Below are 18,152 nucleotides of genomic sequence, written 5' to 3' on the forward strand. Positions count from 1 at the left end.
GGCCTATTTCGGGCTGCGCCGGGCGGCGGGACCCCGGGCTGCTCCGGCGCGTCGCCTCAATTTTGCTGTTTTGATACCGTTGAAAGGCCGCAGGCGGCTCGATAAGACGGCCAATACAGGCATTCAAACCGTGCGGGGCGCCGAACGACGCCGGCCCGAGCCAGGCGGGCGAGGGGCGGCGCAGCGCCAGGCGCGCCGAGGGGCCCTCCGTCCATGGGGCGACGAGGCGCGACGACGTGATACGCCCGTCCTCGTCCGTTGGGCGACGGGAGGGTTAGAGAAGCGCTCCTGGCATTCTTTTTCTTGGCTGCACAACGGCTGTCACCGCCTTGCGCCGGGCCTGGATCGAGGTGGTTGCACGCTCGCGCGAACCGACGCTTCGAACGAGAAAAACAGTCTGATGCCGCCTGCTCCGGCAATCGCACAATCAGCCCGTTATCCCGGCAACGAGCGCTGGCTTGCCGTTGCTCAGGACGCAATACGCCGGTCCCGAGCATTTGATGAACTGCTTGTGGACTGCGGCCGAGCGGGCGTCGGTGTAGTGGGTATCCCGCGTAAAGGGCAGCCAGTCTGGCACTTGGAAGCAGTTCGTAACAAGGACCCTGGCAACAAACTCGCGGAGTACAGGCGAGGGGACAAGATTCCAAACGAGCTGACCGCCCAGGAGAGCCGAAAGCGGACCAAATCTCCGCATGACGCCTCTGCCCCATGAAACGCTCACACCCAGGCCATGAAGTACGGATGACCTCCGCGCAAGCCCCAGAACTGAACAACCCGACAGGAGACGTCGTCGGGCCTGCGAGCACGCGGCGGGCGGCCGGGTCAGCGATGCTTCGACCTGGTACGTCGGCGCGCTCGACGGCCAGGGAGCGCCGCGCATGGAGGATCGTGGCCACGTGGGCGCTGTGGCGAAGAGCGCTGGCCTCCCACCTGCGGCGCACGCGACCGGAGGGAGGACGTTTGCCGTTCCGGTGAGCTCCGAATCTTCCCGTCGGCCAGGAAAACGTCCTCTCCGTCGTTTCCGATGATTGAGTCGGCGCCGGTCGCGCAACCAGGGAGGACAGGTCGTTCCCTTGCTCCCGGTCGCGACGGCAGGTGAACCGCCCGGACCAGAGGGCGAGGGGCGACGAGCGAGCCGTGGGCTGCCCACGCGCGCCGCGATCCCTGGAGGATGTCTTATGCGAATTTCTTCACTTCACTCCCTGCTCATCGTCCTCGCCGCCACCCTGGCCGGCGCGTGCGCGCTCGATCCGGCGATGAACGCCGACGCCGGGGAAGAGGGCGAGGCGTCGACCGCGGGCCTGAGCGTCGACCCCAGCGTGACGTACGCGATCGTGGGCGTCGACAGCGACAAGTGCGTCCAGATCGCCGGCGCGAGCGCGGCCAACCGGGCCCGCGTCGAGATCGGCACGTGCAAGCAGTCTCCGGCGCAGCAGTTCCGCGTCCAGGCGACGTCGGACGGGTACTACACCGTCCGCAACGTGGGCAGCGGCAAGTGCCTCGACGTCGACGCGAGGTCCACGACCGACGGCGCGCCGATCGTGCAGTACGACTGCCATGGCAGCCCCAATCAGCAATGGGCGATCGCCGACACAAGCGGCGGCGCCGTGCGCTTCACGGCGCGCCACAGCGGCAAGGTGCTCGACGTCACCGGGCGGGGAAAGGCGGACGGCACGACGGTCGCGCAGTGGTCCTGGAGGGCGGGCCCGAACCAGCAGTTCAAGCTGATCACGGCCGCGACCGGCGCCGGGGGAGTCACTCCCGGCGCGGGGGGCGGGGACCTGCCGGCCGTCAAGGTGTACATCGCCGGGGACTCGACGGTCTCGAGCTACCGCGCGGACTACAAGCCGCAGGCCGGCTGGGGTCAGATGCTGCCGGAGTACTTCGGGAGCAACGCGACGATCGTCAACAAGGCCATCGGCGGCCGCAGCTCCCGGCGGTTCATCAACGAGGGGCGCCTCGACGAGATCCTGAACGTCATCCGCCCCGGCGATTACCTGCTCGTGCAGTTCGGTCACAACGATGGGGACCGGACGAGGACCTACAGCGACGGAGAGCCGAAATACGTCTCGCCCGAGGACTTCAAGGGGTACATCGGGCAGTACGTGACAGGCGCCCGCGATCGCGGGGCCATCCCCGTGCTCGTGACGCCCCCACCGCGTCGCAGCTGCGATGTCAACAACGACAGAAAGCCCTTCGGCAACGGCCTCGCGACGTACGCCAGCGCCATGAAGGCGGTCGCCACGGAGCGGGACGTCGCGCTGGTCGACCTGAACCAGAGGACGCTCGACCACCTCAACTCAATCGGGTGCGCGGCGTCGGCGCAGTTCTTCCTCTTCGTCTCTGCTGGTCAGTACACCGGCGCGTACAGCAACGGCGTGAGCGACGGCACGCACTTCCAGGAGCACGGCGCCCGGATCATGGCAGGCGCCGTGGCCGACGGGATCGACGATCTCGACCTGCCGCTCGCGGCCTACCTGAAGTAAAGCCGCCGCGCCCCGGGCCGGATGCCCGTCGAGCCCGGCTCGCTCACGGTGCACGCCGACCCTCGACATCGTTCAGCTGTGGCACCAGCGCCACGAGAGCGACAAGGCGCACGCGTGGCCGCGGGGGCACACGCGCGAGCTCCTTATATAGAGGGTCGGCGTGCACCGCTGGTCGAGCCGGAGCGCAGCGACCCTGCAGTGCCGGACGACTTTGAACGAGCAGCTCGGCCTCGCGTATCCTTAAATCATTCAAGAGTGAAACCATGAACTTCAAGTACGCTTACGATTTCGGTGCATTGCTGTCGATCGGTCTCGCCGGCTGCGTCGCGGCGGACGATGGCTCCGTGGACGCGCACACCATGGACGTGGACTCGCTGAGCGACGCAATCAGCGCCGTCAGGGTCGAGGCCGAGGCGCAGTCGTGGTCGATCTCCTCCGGAGACAGGATCGAGACCAACTCGGGCAACGTGAAGCTCCGTGCCAGCCAGAGCGGCGACTTCTTCAAGTTCTCGAAGTCGGTCGAGGCTGGCACGTACGAGATCGTCCTCCGCCACGCCAAGCGGAACGTATACGGCAAGTACGACGTCAAGGTGGCCGGCTCGACGGTGGGGAGCCTCGACGCCTACAGCTCGTCCACGGGCGACAGCTGGACGACGGCGACGCTCGGGGAGAAGGCGCTCTCCGGCAATATCGAGTTCTCGTTCCAGGTCACGGGCAAGAGCTCCTCCGCGTCGGGCTATGACCTGAAGGTCGACTACATTGAACTCGTGCCGGTGGAGGGCGCCGGCTCGGGCGGCGGCGGGACGGGGGCCGCGGGCGGAGGCGGGCCAGGGGACGGCGGAGCGCCGGGAGAGGGCGGCGGCGGCGGCGCGGGCGGCGGCGGCGCGGGCGGAGCAACCGACACCTGCGGCAGGGCCGCCGCGTGCGGCTCGCACAAATGGGCGTGCTGGCCGATGCCGAATCCGGCGGGCAGCGGCTTGCCCAACCCCGCGAGCTACACCGATCTCGGCGGCGGCGTGGTGCACGACGACGTCACGTGCCTCGACTGGCAGCAAAGCCCTCCCGCGGACGTCTACACGTGGGACCAGGCGATCGGCTACTGCGATTCTCTGACGCTCGGCGGGTTCTCCGACTGGCGTCTTCCCACGCGCATCGAGATGACGTCGCTCGTGGACTTCACCCGGAGCCCGGCCATCGACAGGACCGCGTTCCCGGGAGCGCGAGGTGGCTTCCACAAGACGTCGTCCGACTGGATCCTCACGATCCGGCAGGCCGGCGCCGGTCGCGATCGCGACTTCGCCTGGGCCTTCAACCTGAGCGACGGGATCGCCAGCAACGCCTACTCCAAGGCGACGGCGGCGAGCCTGCGCTGCGTGCGGGGCAACGGCGCGGGGGAGGCGCCGAGCAGCCCGGCCGTGGCGCCGCCCGACCAGTACACCGTCGTGTCGCGAGGAGAGGTGAGAGACAACTACACGGGGCTGATCTGGCAGCAGGGGTATTCACCGATCACGATGACGTGGGAGGAGGCGAAGAGCTACTGTGCGACGCTCGGCCTGAACGACCACGCCTGGCGCTTGCCGAGCATCCGGGAGCTGGCGACCCTCGTCGACGAGGCGCTGGTGGCGCCCTCGATCCACCGGACGATATTCCCCGACACGCAGTACGGCGCCCGGAGCAACGACTGGTACTGGGGCTCCCACGCGGCCGCGCGGAACGCGTCGGCGGCGTGGGCGCTCAACTTCGACGACGGCTTCACCGGGTTCAATGCCGGCGCCAGCGGCAAGTGGAATCACTTCACGGCAGCCTGGGCGAGGTGCGTGCGCTGAAGTTCGCCCGTCACCCTCGGTGACGAAACATCCATAAGCCATTAAGATCATTGATGTTTTGGCCGACTGCTCGTCATCGACCGGTTTTTCTGGCGGGACTCTTCCGCGGGGGCGAACCGTCGCGATGCGTCGTATGCCCGGGGCTTTGGGGAGGGAGTGACGACGGATCGCACCGCCTCGAGATGGGATGAGGCAGCCCACGGGGCGCCTGGACCCATGATCGGGTTACCTCCCGGCGACTCCAACCTGGGTCGGGTCGCCCCTCGACGCACGGGGGGACCACTCTTCGAGGAACGATCCTCACCTCACAGCGATCCCCTGCGCGCTGCCTCCAGGCGCCAATCTCCCCGCCTCGCCCCGTGGGAGCAGGCTACCGTCGCGGCTCACCTGGAATGCCGCCATCCTCCCGGTGCCGGCCTTAAGGGTATACAGAAACTGGCCGTCGCGCGTCATCATGAGGTCTATCGGCGGCGTTCCGGCGGGGAACGAGGCCGCCACGCCGTCGTCGAGCAGCGTCAGTGCGCCGCGCGCGTCGACCTGGAGCCCGGAGAGCGTGTCGCTGCCCGTGTTCGCCGTGAAGACATACCGGCTCCCGGGGGCGCCGGCGATCCAGCAGGTCGCCCTCTTATTAAAGGTGTCGACCGTGTCACTGATCACAGCGAGGCTCCCGTCCGACCGGATGCCGTACGAGGACACCACGCTCGTGTCGCCGGTCGCCGGCATACCGTCGCCGCCGACCTCCGCCACGATGAGGTGCCCGCGCCGGTCGAAGGCGAAATTGAATGGGACCAGACCTCTGGAAAGCGTCGTTACTGGCGCGTCGCTGGGCAGGCCGCGGTCGCTCACGGGGAACACGTGGATCTGGTTCGACCCCTTGCCCGCCACAGCCAGCGCCTCGCCGTGCGGGACGAACCCGATCTGACCCGAAGTCGCGCCGAGCGACGGCGGGATGGTGCATCACTTTTCCAGGAGGGAACGGATCGCGAAGGTTCTCTATGCAAACTAGCGCGTGCACCGTGGCCGTACGGTGGGACCCGGTGATGCCGCGTGCCCTTCACCGCGGACGACGCGGCGGCGCAGGGCGCCCCGTTGGGCCACACCGGCGCCGCCCTCGGCGGCAAAACAGGCAAAAACTATGAAAATCGCTACTGTTTCCGGCGACCGCTCGAAATCGACCTTTTTTCTGGCGGGATCTCTGACGCGCGATACCAGCGCGCCGCCCGCCGCGAGCGCCTCACGCCGCCGGCTGCGCCGCGAACGCCGCCGCGTGCTCTCGGGCCCACTGCGCGAACGTGCGGGCCGGCCGCCCGGTCACCTGCGCGACGGTCGGGACGACGGTATAGCCGACCTTCGGCGTGTTCCCGTAGATCTCGACGAAGAACTCGATGGCTTCGGGCGAGAACCCCGCCGCTGCCCACCGCTCGCGCGCCTGCTGCTCCGTCAGCTCGACGAGCTGGATCTCGCGCCCGGCGGCGGCGGCGAGGAGGCCAATCTTCTGGCGCACGCTGAGCACCTCCGGCCCCGTGAGCGTGTACTTCTTCCCGGCGTGGCCATCCTGGGTCAGCGCCGCGACAGCGACGGCGGCGATGTCGGCCTCGTGGACCACCGCGCTCAGCCTGTCGCAGAACGGCTCGCGTACCACCCCCTCGCCGCGGATCGACGCCGCCCACTCGAGGTGGTTCGCCATGAACTCCACCGGCTGAAGGAACGTCCAGCCGACCCCGCCGGCGGCGACCGCCGCGTCGAGCGGCGTGGACGAGCCGCCGAGCAGCACCGTGATCCGCCGCACACCGGCCTGCCTGGCGAGCGCGACGAGCTGCTCCCCCGTCTGCAGCGGCGCGTAGTCGTCGCCGCCGAAGTTGATCAGGTGCAGCGCCTCGACGCCATCGAAGGCGGCCGCGAACGTCTCCGGCGCGGCCAGATCGCCGGCCACGGCCTCGACACCGTCGGGGAGCTTCGCCCTCCCCGGAGTGCGGCTCAGCGCGCGGACGTGGTGACCGCCCTCGGCGAGCTGCTTGACGATCTCGCGGCCGACGGTGCCGGTCGCGCCTGTGACAAGGATCTTCATGGTTTTTCCCGTGCAGATGTGAACGCCGCCGATGTCCCGGCGGCCTGTCGATGGTTGGCCTCGATGGCTCGAAGCGGCTCTTCAGCGCCCGGAGCGGGTGAACCGCGCCCGCGCCCTCGTGGGCTCCTCCCGGCGGCTGCACCCGAGAGCCTGCGCCACCCCTCCTGACAACCCGTGGCAGCAGCGATCGCGCCGCGATCACGCCGGGCTCACGCCTGGCTCGCGCCTGGCTCACGCCGGCCTCACGCCGGCGCTTTGCCCTCGCGCGCCCAGGCCTGCTCCCACGCCTGCTGCCACTCCCTCGTGAGCGTCCGGCGCGGCTTGCCGTAGGGCTGCGCGGTGAGCGCGATGCTCGCGATGCGATCGGCGCGGAAGTGCCGGAACGAGGCGCGCAGGCAGCACCACGCGGCGATGATCTGCTTGCCCTCGTAGTACGCGATCTGCACCGGCCAGACGTCGCGCTCGGTGCTGCTCCCCGCCTCGCTCTCGTAGCGCATCGCGAGCGCGCGCTCCTGTCGCATCGCCTGCCGCACGAGGCCGAGCACGGGCTGCGGCGCGGCGCCGGAGCCGCGCAGCACGGCGGGCCAGAGCCCCGTGTCGTCGATGCGCCCGCGGAGGTCGTCGGGCGAGGCGGCCGCGATCTTGGCCACCGCGTTCGTCGCGGCGCCCGCGAGGCCCTCGTCGGCCTGCGCGCCGACCCAGCGCGCGCCGAGGACGAGCGCCTCGAGCTCCTCCGCGGTGAACATCAGCGGCGGCAGGAAGAACCCGGGCCGCAGCACGTAGCCGACCCCCGCCTCGCCGTCGATCGGCGCGCCGAGCCTGATCAGCGTCTGCACGTCGCGGTAGATCGTACGCACCGAGACGCCCTGCTCCTCCGCGAGCTGCGCCGCGGTGACCGGACGCCGGTGGCGCCGGAGCGCGTCCATGAGCGCGAAGAGGCGCTCGGTCCTGTCCATCGCCGGCGACGATCGCAGAGCGCGCGGCCAGCGTCGAGCCGGCGCGCCGCCCCCGCGCCGGCGCTCGACCTTGCCTGCGCGCTGCTCGGCGCTCGGCCGCGCCGCCCCCGCCGCCATCGCCCCCTCCGGCGGGCGCGGCTCTGGATGAACGCCGCGCGCAGATGCTGTACACACTCCGAAAGCCGCCCGTGACCTCCGAAGAGCCCGTCCTCCGCGTCCGCAACCTCCACAAGGCCCACGCGCTGGGCGCCACGCCGATCGAGGTGCTCCGCGGCGTCGACCTCGACATCCACGCCGGCGAGATGTGCGCGATCATGGGCCCTTCCGGCGTCGGTAAGAGCACGCTGCTCTCGTGCGTCGCGGGCCTCGAGTCGCCCGACCGCGGCGAGGTGCGCGTGCTCGGCGAGGACATGGCCGCCCTCGACGAGGACGGGCGCACCCTCCTGCGCCGCCGCCGCATCGGCATCGTCTACCAGTTCTTCAACCTCGTCCCGACGCTCAACGGCTACGAGAACATCATCCTCCCCTACCTCATCGACGGCGCCGCGCCGGACCACGACGCCGCGTCGCGCATGCTCGATCGCGTCGGCATGCGCGCCCGCGCCGAGCACCTGCCCTCGCAGATGTCCGGCGGCGAGATGCAGCTCATCTCCATCGCCCGCGCCCTCGTCCGCCGCCCCGCGCTCGTGCTCGCCGACGAGCCGACGGGCAACGTCAACGTCGCGACAGGCCGCCGCATCATGGCGCTGCTCGCCGACGCCCTGAAGGAGGCCGGCAGCGCCATGCTCCTCGTCACGCACAACGCCGAGGACGCCGCCCGCGCCCACCGCGTCGTCTTCATGCGCGACGGCCTGCTCCTGCACGACGCCGCCCTCGCGGGCCCCGCGGTCACGTCGGCCGCCGTCCACGACCGGCTGAAGGAGCTCGGCATCTGAATGCTCCTCCTCCGCGCCCTCTTCCAGCCGCTCGTCCGCATGCTCGCCCTGCGCAACCTGCGCGCCGACCGCTTCGGCGCGATGGCCGCCCTGCTCGGCGTCGCCCTCGGCACGGCCACGGTCAACGTCGTCCTCATCCTCGACGTCGGCACGCGCGCTGTCGAGGCGAGGAGCTCCGTCACCAACCCCGATCTCCCCGTCTTCACCGACCAGACCGTCACCCTGCGCGGCCTCCGCCCCGACGGCCAGCCCACGGCCGCGGCCGACGCCCAGGAGGAGACGCACGAGGACTACGAGATCATGCGGTCCGCGATCCGCCTCGGCTCGCTCTCCGCGTTCCTCGTCGGCGCGCTCATCGTGTTCTTCACCTTCAACGTCGCCGTCGAGCGGCGCCGCCGCGAGATCGCCCTCCTGCGCAGCGCCGGCGCCCTGCCCCCGCAGGTCGCCGCGGTCTTCGTCCTCGAGGCCCTGATGCTCGGCCTGGGCGGCGCGGCGCTCGGCCTGTTCGCGTCGATCCCGCTCGCGTACCTCGCCGCGAAGGCGGGCATCACGACCACCGGCCGCGCGCGCATCCCGCTCAACGCCATCCGCCTGCCGTGGAGCGCGATGCTGCTCGTCTGCGGCACGGGCGCCCTCACCGCGCTGCTCGGCGTGCTCCGCCCGGTGCGCGACGCGCTGCGCCTCGACATCGCCCGCGCCTTGCGCCCGCGCTTCCTCGAGGGCGGGGCCGAGCAGCGGCGCCGCCTGCGCGGGGTCACGCTGCTCGCGCTGCCATTCATGGTGCTCGTCTACGGCCTGCTCCGCCCCTTCTTCCAGGAGTCGGTCCCGCTGTTCGCCTTCTTCGTCCTCGAGGCGGGGCTCGTTTGCGCGGCGTTCCTCGCGGCCATCGTCTTCGTCCCCGACCTCGTCGCGCGCCTCGGCGCGCTCGCCGTGCGCCTCGCGCCGCGCCGCTGGGCCGCCGAGCGCCTCCTGCTCCGGCGCCGCGTCGAGCACAGCGGCCACGAGCTCGCCTGGAGCGTCGGCGGCGTGATGATGGTCTTCGCCCTCCTGCTCGCGCTGCACATCGCGACGGCGGCGCTCAAGCAGGAGGTCTCGGCCTGGGCTGGCCGCGCCCTCGCGCCCTACACGTTCTTCTACCCGGACGAGCCGCTCGGCCACGCCCAGCGCATGCTGCCCAGCCTGCCGCCGCGCCTCGTCGCGGCGCGCTTCTCGAGCCGCACGCCGTGGCCCAACGTCGTCTACGCCGCCCCGGCCGACGAGCTCCAGGCGCTCGCCGAGGCCACCGGCCGCCCCGAGCCGATCGCGGTGAGCCGCCGCTTCGGGCCGGGCAAGGCGATCGTCTCCACGATGATGGCCCGCCGCTTCGACGTCGGCCCCGGCGACCTGCTCGAGGTGGGCGGCCGCGCCGGCACGCGCCGCGTCGAGGTCGTCGGCGTGACCGACGAGCTCGGCTACGTCCACGCGCCGGGCGCCTACCGCAACCTGCGCACGTACGCGATCATCGAGGCGGCCGACTTCCCGGTGATCTCGCCGTACGCGAGCGCGATCGGGCACACGGTGGCGGTCGCCGACCCGGTGACGGGCGCCGCGGCGGCGCGGGGCGGGCCGGCGACGCCGCCGTGGGACGAGCTGCTCGCCGACGTGCCGCGCGCGCGCGACGTGCGGATGCAGACGGGGGTGGAGATCGAGGCGATCCGGAGGAAGGCGACCGGGCGCGACTTCGTGATCTTCGACATGATCCTCGGCTTCACGACGGTGCTCGCCGCGATCGGGGTGGCGAACCAGATGGTGCTGGCGCTGCACGCGCGGCGCCGGGAGCTCGCGCTGCACCGGGTGCTCGGGATGACGGCGGGGCAGGTCCGGCGGATGGTGCTGATGGAGGGGGCGCTGGTGGGGGCGCTGGGCGGGACGCTGGCCGTGCTGCTGGGGGTGCCGCTGGGGTCGGCGGCGCTCGGGGCGCTGCGCACCGTGTCGACGTTCGAGGTCGAGTTCCATATCCCGCCCGAGTACGGGGTGCTGACGGCGCTCGGGGCGACGGCGGTGGCGCTCGGGGCGTCGCTCTATCCGGCGCGGAGCGCGGGGCGGAGCAACGCGGCGGAGTCGGTCCAGTACGAGTAGGAGCGGCCGCGAGGGGCTCTTCAGGGGACGGCGGCGCCCGTACCCGCTCCGCTGCGTCATCGGCGGCTACACGCTGAACAAAGGCGCGAACCGCGAGCGGTCTTCCGCAGGAACCTCAGGAAATGAGTGAAGACGTGATTCAGCTCTCAGCCGTCGACGACCAGCAGTTGACATGACGATCAAAGCATATCCACTCATTTGGCAACAGAAAACCAGAAGATTCAACCGGTTTACGCGCTCATGGATCTTCGTGCACACCCGCGCTGAGGCGAGCGCATACCCATGGCGCTGACGACGGAGCGCATGGAGTCAAGGATAGGAACGTATGTGGCACGGTGACTGGCCGGCGGGTCGCCCCACGGCGCCGACGAGGAGCGATCTCCCTTCGGCCTGCTGCCTCTGCACCCACAACTGCGGCATTCGTATCGACGTCGAGAGCGGCCGGATCGCGGCCATACGCGCCGACGCGCAGAACCCGAACACCAGGGGCTACATCTGCCAGAAAGGCTACAGCCTCGCCCACTACGTCGATCACGCGCAGCGCGTGACGCACCCGCTCCGCCGCACCCCGGGCGGCAGCTTCGAGCGCATCTCCTGGAGCCAGGCCGTCCGCGAGATCGGCGCGAGGCTGCGGAGCTTGCGCGATCGGTACTCGCCACGATCGATCGCACTGGCCGGCTGCGGAGGCCAGGGCAACCACCTGGATGCGGCCTATGCGCTGGCCTTTCTCCAGGGGCTCGGCTCGCCGAACTGGTTTCCGGCGCTCGCCCAGGAGAAGACGCAACACCCGCTCGTCGATCGGTGGATGGTACGGGCACCGCCGACCGCCTACCTCGTACCGGACGCGGAGCAGAGTCGAACCGTGGTCATGCTGGGCACGAACCCATGGCTGAGCCACCGCGGGCGCCGCCCGCGCGACCTCATCCGCGCGCTTCAAGACGATCCGGGCCGGACGCTCGTGGTCGTCGACCCCAGGCGGACGGAGACTGCCGCACGCGCGGACATTTACCTGCCCATCAAGCCCGGCGCGGACTGCTATTTCCTGCTGGCGCTCTGCGCAGACATCGTCCAGCGGGGCCTGCACGATCTCGACTTCATCCGGCAGCGAACCCGCGGCTTCGAGGAGATCTCGGCGGTGCTGCGGCGCCTCGACGTCGCGGCGCTGGCCGCCCGGTGCCGACTCCGGCGGGAGGACGTCGGCCGCGTCGCCTGGGCGCTCGCCACGGCGCGGCCGGCCTCGCTGTTCTTCGACCTGGGCGTCGAGCAGACGCCGTTCTCCACGCTGAACGCCTACCTGATTCGCCTGCTCAGCGCGATCACGGGCAACCTCGGCAGGCGGGGGGGGAACGTGTACACCGCAGGACCGCTGGCGTCGCGGCTCGACCTCCTCGACGCCTTGCCCCAGCCCCGCGCGCGGGTCTCGTCGATCGAGGCGATCCCCGTGCTCGGTCCGATCGGGGCCTTCTCCCCCAACCTGCTGCCGGAAGAGATCTCCGTCGACGGAGAGGCGCGGATCCGGGCGCTCATCGTCGAGGGGTCGAACCCGCTCCTGACCTATGCGGGCACGGATCGCCTCCGCGCTGCGTTCGAGGCGCTCGACCTCCTCGTCGTGATCGACCCGGCGTTCACCGAAACGTCGAGGATGGCGGATTACGTGCTGCCCACGCCAGTTGCCTACGAGAAGTGGGAGTGGTCTGCCTTCCCCAACGGGTACCCCGGGATCTATGCGCAGGTCCGCCCGCCGGTCGTGGCGCCGCCGCCCGAGGCGCTCCCGGAGGCGGAGATCTACTACCGGCTGGCCGTGGAGACCGGTCTCGTCCCGCGCCCCTCGCGGGCTGAGCGAGCGCTCGCGCGCAGCGCCGCGTCTGGCGGCGCCGCCCTCCTGTTCCAGGCGCTCGCCGGCGCGCGTGGCGCGCTCCAGGTGGGGGCGCTCGGTGGCGCGCTCCGGGCCGGCGCGCTCCGGGCGGGAGTGCTCGGTGGCGCGCTCTCCTCCGTGGTGTTCTCCAGCTATCGCCTCATCGGCCCCGGCCTGCCGTCGCCGTCGCTGTCCAGCCTCTGGCTCCTCAGCCACCTCTTCGCGCTGACGAACCGCAATGACGTGCTGCGCTCGCTCCCGCCGGGAGAGAAGCCCGCCCAGCCCTGGGAGCTAGGCGCGCGCCTGTTCCAGCGCCTCCTGGAGAACCCCGGCGGCGTCGAGATCGCGCGCCTGGATCCTGCGAAGAACCTTGAGACATACTGCACGTTCCGGGATGGCCGCGTCCGGCTCGCGCTCCCGGAGATGCTGCGCGAGGTCGACCGAGCGCTTCGCGCCGTGCCGGCCGAGCTCGGCGATTTCCCGTTCACCCTGTACACCGGCGAGCGACTCTGGTGGAACAGCAACACCATTCACCGTGATCCGGCATGGCGCAAGGGGAAGGGGCCCCACTGCGTGCTGCGCATCCACCCGGACGACGCCAAGGCGGTTGGCGTACAATCCGGCGATCGCGTCCGGGTCGAGACCCACGCCGGACACCTGGAGGTGCCGTGCGGTCTCGACGATCGCCTGCAGATCGGCCACGTGTCGCTCCCTCACGGGTTCGGGCAGCTCTATCCGGATCCGGCCACGGGCGCCCTCCGCGAGGACGGAGTCAACGTGAACATTCTCACCGACGCGAAGGACCGGGATCCGTTCACGGGGGTTCCTCACCACAAGCACGTACCCTGCCGGCTCCGCCGCGCCGTGGAGCAGAGCGAGCGCTAGGCGTGCTCGCCGTCCTGTTGCTCCCAATGACGTGATCCGAGTCCGGGATGGGAGATCCGTCGCGTGGCCTGGCGATGGGCACGCGCAGGGTGACCGTCGTCTCGTCGGCCTCGGTTCGGCCCATCCCCCACCCCGCGCCGTGAACACCCTCTCCGGGGGCCTACGGTTTTTGTTTCATGTCTCGAGGTCGCGCTTCAGGCGGGCGAGGAGGTCGACCGCGGCGGTCGCGTAACGGCTGATCCAGCGGTCGTGGATGCGCTTGATCGGGAGCACGTTGAGGTAATTCCAGCGGTGGCGGCCCTCGCGCTTGACGATCACCAGCTCGGCCTTCTCCAGCACGCCGAGGTGCTGCATCACCGTGCAGCGATCCCAATCGACGAAATGAGCGCAGAGCTCGCCCGTCGTCTTCGGGCCGTCCGTGAGCAGGTCGAGGATCTCGCGCCTCCGACCGTCTGCCAGCGCCTTGAAGACGAGGTCGTCCGGATCGGCGCTTGACATGTTGTTATAATATAACATGATGGACCAGCGGTCAATCGACGCGCGCAGGTCGATCTATGCGGCCTGTGCGCCGGCACGTCGGTGCGTCGGCGCGCCGGTGCGTCGTCACGTCGCGCGCGGCCGGGGTGTTGCCGCGAAAGAGGAGGCGTCATGGAGCTCAAATTTCAGGTACAGACCAAGATCCAGAAGCCCGTCCACGAAGTATTCGATGCGGTCTACAACCCGAAGAAGCTCAGCGGGTACTTCACGACGGCCGGCGCGAGCGGGCCGCTCGACGAAGGGACGACCGTCATGTGGGGCTTCGCCGATTTCGATGGGGGCAAGCCCTTCCCCGTCTCCGTGAAGCGGGTCGTCGCCGACAAGCTCATCGTCTTCGAGTGGGCGGCCGCCGAGACGGATGACAGCAGCGGGAAGCCGGTGAAGGAGCTCCCCTACAACACGACCGTGGAGATGCACTTCGAGGCCCTGGGCCCGAGCTCGACGCTCATCCGGATCGCCGAGTCAGGCTGGAAGGAGAGCGAGAAGGCACTGCAGGCCTCCTACGGGAACTGCGGGGGATGGATGCACATGTCCCTCTGTCTCAAGGCGTACCTCGAGCACGGCATCAACCTGCGCGAGGGCTCGTTCTGAGCTGGATGCCAGACGGCCGCGGCTGGCGATCAACCTGCCGTGGGGCCAGGCTCTCGATGGCGATCATGACAGGGCTCGCGGCGGGCTCGCCGTGGACAGCGCCGGCAATGTAGTGGCGGCCACGGAGCACGCGTCAGGCCATGGCTATACCTCCATGTTCATCACGCGGCGGACCTCGCCGAGGGTCTGTTCAGCCACCGCGCGCGCGTCCCTGATCCCGTTGCGGAGGACGGACTTGATATAGTCGGGGGCAGCCTCGAGCTCACGGCGCCTGGCCCTGATGGGGCGAAGGTGCTCGTTCAGGGTCTCGGAGAGGATCGCCTTGAGCTTGCCGCTTCCGCCGTCACCGATCCGCGCGGCGACCGCTTCTGGCTCTTCACCGGTCGCGAGGGACACGAGAAGAAGAAGGTTGGACACCTCCGGCCTCTTCTCGGGATCGAACGTGATGACGCGGTCGGCGTCGGTCTTCGCCTTCTTTATCAGCGCCACGGTCTCGTCTTCGGTGGAGCTGAGCATCACGGCATTGTTCCGGCTCTTGCTCATCTTCTGGGAGCCGTCGAGCCCGAGGATGACGGGAGCCTTGCTGAGCAGCGGCTGCGGCTCGGGGAAGACCGACCGCTTCTTCGCGAAGCGGTCGTTGAACCGACGCGCGATCGTCCTCGTGATCTCGAGGTGAGGGAGCTGGTCTTTCCCTACCGGGACGAGGTTACCTTTACAGAAGAGGATATCCGCCGCCTGATGCACGGGATACACATACATGCCCGCGTTGATCCTCTTGAGCCCTGCCGCCTGGATCTCCTCTTTCACGGTGGGATTACGGTCGAGCTCGGCGTTCGTCACGAGCGTGAGGAACGGGAGGATGAGCTGATTCAGCTCCGGAACATGGCTGTGAGGGAATATCACGAGGTTGCCGGCTTCAGGGTCGAGCCCGGCCGAGATGTAGTCGATGACGAGCTGATGCACGTTCTCGGCGATGTTCTCGAAGGTATCCCTGTCCGTGAGCACCTGATAGTCGGCGATGACGATGTACGTGGGGACCCCGAGCTCGTGGATCCTGACGCGGTTCTGCAGCGATCCGAACAGGTGGCCCACGTGGAGCTTCCCGGTCGGCCTGTCGCCCGTCAACACCCGATATTTCTTCGGGTTGACGGGGAGGTCCTCCTCGATCTTTCGGCTTCGTTCGACGGTGGCTTCGAACGTTCCGTATTCAACCTTGTCTTCGTTCTCGAGTGCTGTTGTTTCCATATCGTTTCCTGCGGCGTTCTACGGCGCTGGTTCAGCAGATCGCGCGCCTGGCGGGCCCGTGAGGGGATGGCGCCCGCTCTTCAGCCGATGCGGTGCGGGTCCGCGAGGTCGCCTCGGAGCGCGGCGGCTCGCCATCGCCAAGGTGGTCGCCCTACTTCCTTTCGAACGAGCCCTCGTGGCTCATCGTCACATCCTCCAGGGTCAGGGAAGACATGACGCTCTCGTAGCTCCTGAGCAGCAGGCGAGCCGATACAGCGTCCGCGGGATCTCCCACCAGGAGGTCCTTGCTGGCGTCGTCCCATACGTCCGGGCCTCGATCCGACGCCACCGGGATGCTCCTCTCCCGCCGGTCGTACTTGACCCGCTCCAGCTTCGTGTTCGGTACCCTGACCCGCTCCAGGTCGACCTTGAGGCTCGATATCTCCCGGAAAAAGCGCTCCGAGAAGCACCTGTGAGCCTGGCACATGGTCCTGATCACCTCGTAGGCGCCCAGCGTCCACAGCCACATCAGGTCCGAGGCGCGCGTCCTCGCCTCGTGAGAGAAGCCTCCCTCGCTGGAGGCGCACGCGTCGAGGCGCTCGATGATCTCCCTCGCGATCGACAGCAGGACCTGGTGTCGGCCAGACATGTAGATCGAGAACGCCGCCAGGGGGTGCTGCGTGGACATCGCTTCCTCTTCGAGCTCGAGCGAGCCGCAGGGGCTGCCGGGAGGCAAGGTACAGCACGCGCAGCGCCGGGCGCCAGGCGCGCGCGGCGGCGGCCGGCGGCGGACGGATCGGCTAGCCGTGCTCCCGCGCGCGATCGCTTCAGCCGAGGCCGAGCCTCTCCAGCGTGGGCGCGAGCCGCTCCTTGTAGGTCCGCTGGCAGAGCAGCGCGAGCCGGACCTCGCCGAGCAGCCCGAGCGTCGCCCGCTCGGGCTCGGGCCATCGGTCGAGCGACAGGTCCTCCGCCGGGAGGCGCGACAGGACCTGCTCGGCGCGATCGAGGTGCCCGCGCACGAGCCGGCCCGTGAACGTTCGCCATCCGGCCCGCTTCGCCGCGGGCACATCGCGGAGCTTGCGGGCGACGAGCTCGGGGCCGAAGGCCTCGTGCTCCGCCTCATCGCCCGCGATAGCGCCGAGCACGGCGCGCGTGACCGGGTGATCCGCGCGGGCCTCGAGGTCGAGGAGGTAGCCGACCGAGAACGCCTCGGCGACAAGGAAGAGCGAGATGGCGCTCGCGAGCACGCGCTCGTCGAGCGGGACCTCGCGCAGGTCCGCGAGCGGCGCGGCGACCTCGCGCGGCGCGGGGACGCGGCCACCGAGCGCCGCGCACATGCGGCCGCACAGCTCGACGTGGCGGATCTCCTCGTCGATGGCTCCCGCGACGGCGCGGGCCACGTCGAGCGGCTCGCCCGCCGCGAGCGACTCGCCGAGGAAGCGCGTCGCGATCTGGATGGACTGGTACTCGGTGCGCACGCGGTCGGCCCAGACGAGGCGCGCCTGCTCGACCAGCGCCGGCGGAAGCGCGCCCGGATCGAGGGCGGCGAAATCGATGGCGAAGTCGGTCGGCGTCTGGCGCATGGGTTACCTTCGCGGGTGAGTCAGATTGCACATCATGGCACAACGTGGACCTGGCAGCATCCGCGTGGCAAAGGGCTGCCGGGCCGGTCATCGGTCCTGAATGGCAAGCACAGGACCAGCGCCACGGCACAACGCCCGGCTGGCACATAGTGTGCTGCCAATGAAGGAATGAACCAACGAACCAGCTTGCCTCTCCTTGTCTCCCTCATGACATTCCTCGTCACCCTCGCCGCGTGCAGCGTTGAGATCATCGACGGCGGTACGGGCGCCGGCGGCGATGGCACGGGCACCGGCGGCGGTGACACAGGCGCTGGCGGCGATGGCACAGGCACCGGCGGCGATGGCACGAGCACCGGCGGCGGTGACACAGGCACCGGCGGCGGTGACACAGGCGCCGGGGGCGGGCCTGCCTGCGAGGCGCGCGAGCCCAGGGTCTTCGCGTGCGCCGACATCGAGTTCCCGGAGGTGGAGGACCCGCTCGCGCTTCGGACGTTCGCGTTCTCCGGGACGGTGACCGCCGTACGCCCGCCCGGCGCGGACGAGCTTTGCGCGCGCAACACCTACAAGATCGGAGGCGGCGCGCCCGAGGTCATGATCGACCTCGTCGACGAGGCAGGGAATGCGCTCACCGTGGGCTTCACGGTTCCGGGCTTCGCGTCCAGCGCCGTCGCCGTGGGCGACACGCTCGACTTCGACTTCTCTCACGATCAGATAATCGAGATCGGCAAACAAAAGATCAGCCGCATTCGCCTCGAGCGGGAAGGAGAGCTCGTGGTCGCCGCGGGCGAGAGCGATCCCCTCGGGCTCACCCTCGGCGCCGGCGAGCGTGAGTGTTACAGCGACGATAATCTGTGTGCCCACGAGGAGCACGCGATGACCGTGTCGGTCGACGGCGAGCCCGCCGTCTCGATCCCGAACGGAGAGAGCGCCGAGATCGGCGAGCTGACCGTCACCAACGATCTCTATATCAAGAACTACGAGCTCGACGGAGCCTGCAACTTCGGCCTCTCGGTCGAGTACATCGTCGGCGCCGCGCCCACGCCCTGATCGGCCGGACATGCCGTGCGACGACGCGCGCTCGGCCGGGC

At 69.7% G+C, this 18,152-nt stretch carries 14 protein-coding genes; 7 read left to right on the forward strand and 7 right to left on the reverse strand.

The genetic code is table 11. The annotated features are described in order from the left end of the window. Window positions 1–1,178 precede the first annotated feature (1,178 nt). Both WME89_RS47975 and WME89_RS47980 read left to right on the forward strand, forming a co-directional pair. Complete coding sequence (locus tag WME89_RS47975; RefSeq protein ID WP_438006214.1) at window positions 1,179–2,486, forward strand: RICIN domain-containing protein; 1,308 nt, start codon at window positions 1,179–1,181, stop codon at window positions 2,484–2,486. A gap of 263 nt (window positions 2,487–2,749) precedes the next feature. Next, window positions 2,750–4,312: a DUF1566 domain-containing protein gene (locus WME89_RS47980; RefSeq protein WP_438006215.1), complete on the forward strand. Its 1,563-nt coding sequence runs from the start codon at window positions 2,750–2,752 to the stop codon at window positions 4,310–4,312. A 300-nt stretch (window positions 4,313–4,612) separates the two neighbouring features. Here the strand turns inward: WME89_RS47980 and WME89_RS47985 are convergent, their stop codons facing one another. From WME89_RS47985 to WME89_RS47995, 3 genes are all read right to left on the reverse strand, one after another. Further along, window positions 4,613–5,197: a beta-propeller fold lactonase family protein gene (locus WME89_RS47985; protein ID WP_438006216.1), complete on the reverse strand. Its 585-nt coding sequence runs from the start codon at window positions 5,195–5,197 to the stop codon at window positions 4,613–4,615. A 349-nt stretch (window positions 5,198–5,546) separates the two neighbouring features. Beyond that, the gene (locus WME89_RS47990) at window positions 5,547–6,380 is read right to left on the reverse strand and encodes an NAD(P)H-binding protein (protein WP_438006217.1); all 834 of its coding nucleotides are present in this window, start codon (window positions 6,378–6,380) and stop codon (window positions 5,547–5,549) included. A gap of 242 nt (window positions 6,381–6,622) precedes the next feature. After that, window positions 6,623–7,336, reverse strand: coding sequence for a helix-turn-helix transcriptional regulator (locus WME89_RS47995; protein WP_438006218.1), 714 nt, complete (start codon window positions 7,334–7,336; stop codon window positions 6,623–6,625). Window positions 7,337–7,497: 161 nt separating this feature from the next. Here WME89_RS47995 and WME89_RS48000 point away from each other — a divergent pair, with 161 nt between their 5' ends. The 3 genes from WME89_RS48000 (at window position 7,498) to WME89_RS48010 (ending at window position 13,129) form a co-directional block, all read left to right on the forward strand. Beyond that, the gene (locus tag WME89_RS48000; RefSeq protein WP_438006219.1) at window positions 7,498–8,271 is read left to right on the forward strand and encodes an ABC transporter ATP-binding protein; all 774 of its coding nucleotides are present in this window, start codon (window positions 7,498–7,500) and stop codon (window positions 8,269–8,271) included. After that, window positions 8,272–10,389: an ABC transporter permease gene (locus WME89_RS48005; RefSeq protein WP_438006220.1), complete on the forward strand. Its 2,118-nt coding sequence runs from the start codon at window positions 8,272–8,274 to the stop codon at window positions 10,387–10,389. Between the two features lie 325 nt (window positions 10,390–10,714). Further along, window positions 10,715–13,129, forward strand: coding sequence for a molybdopterin-dependent oxidoreductase (locus tag WME89_RS48010; protein ID WP_438006221.1), 2,415 nt, complete (start codon window positions 10,715–10,717; stop codon window positions 13,127–13,129). 174 nt (window positions 13,130–13,303) lie between these two features. On the opposite strand, the gene WME89_RS48015 is transcribed toward WME89_RS48010, so the two are convergent. After that, window positions 13,304–13,627, reverse strand: a complete 324-nt coding sequence (locus tag WME89_RS48015; protein WP_437504896.1) for an ArsR/SmtB family transcription factor — start codon at window positions 13,625–13,627, stop codon at window positions 13,304–13,306. 150 nt (window positions 13,628–13,777) lie between these two features. Here WME89_RS48015 and WME89_RS48020 point away from each other — a divergent pair, with 150 nt between their 5' ends. Beyond that, window positions 13,778–14,257, forward strand: a complete 480-nt coding sequence (locus WME89_RS48020) for an SRPBCC domain-containing protein (RefSeq protein WP_437621625.1) — start codon at window positions 13,778–13,780, stop codon at window positions 14,255–14,257. A gap of 144 nt (window positions 14,258–14,401) precedes the next feature. Here WME89_RS48020 and trpS read toward each other — a convergent pair whose 3' ends face one another. The 3 genes from trpS to WME89_RS48035 form a co-directional block, all read right to left on the reverse strand. Then, entirely contained in the window at window positions 14,402–15,502 is a 1,101-nt protein-coding gene (trpS, locus tag WME89_RS48025) for a tryptophan--tRNA ligase (protein ID WP_438006222.1), read from the reverse strand. 151 nt (window positions 15,503–15,653) lie between these two features. Next, entirely contained in the window at window positions 15,654–16,169 is a 516-nt protein-coding gene (locus tag WME89_RS48030; protein ID WP_438006223.1) for a hypothetical protein, read from the reverse strand. 139 nt (window positions 16,170–16,308) lie between these two features. Beyond that, a complete protein-coding gene (locus WME89_RS48035; protein WP_438006224.1) occupies window positions 16,309–17,064 on the reverse strand; it encodes a ferritin-like domain-containing protein in 756 nt (251 codons plus the stop codon). 168 nt (window positions 17,065–17,232) lie between these two features. Here WME89_RS48035 and WME89_RS48040 point away from each other — a divergent pair, with 168 nt between their 5' ends. Then, window positions 17,233–18,111, forward strand: a complete 879-nt coding sequence (locus WME89_RS48040) for a hypothetical protein (RefSeq protein WP_438006225.1) — start codon at window positions 17,233–17,235, stop codon at window positions 18,109–18,111. The last annotated feature ends 41 nt before the right edge of the window (window positions 18,112–18,152 follow it).

Origin of the sequence: Sorangium sp. So ce321 (genome assembly GCF_051530195.1) — a bacterium.
Classification (GTDB): Bacteria; Myxococcota_A; Polyangia; order Polyangiales; family Polyangiaceae; genus Sorangium.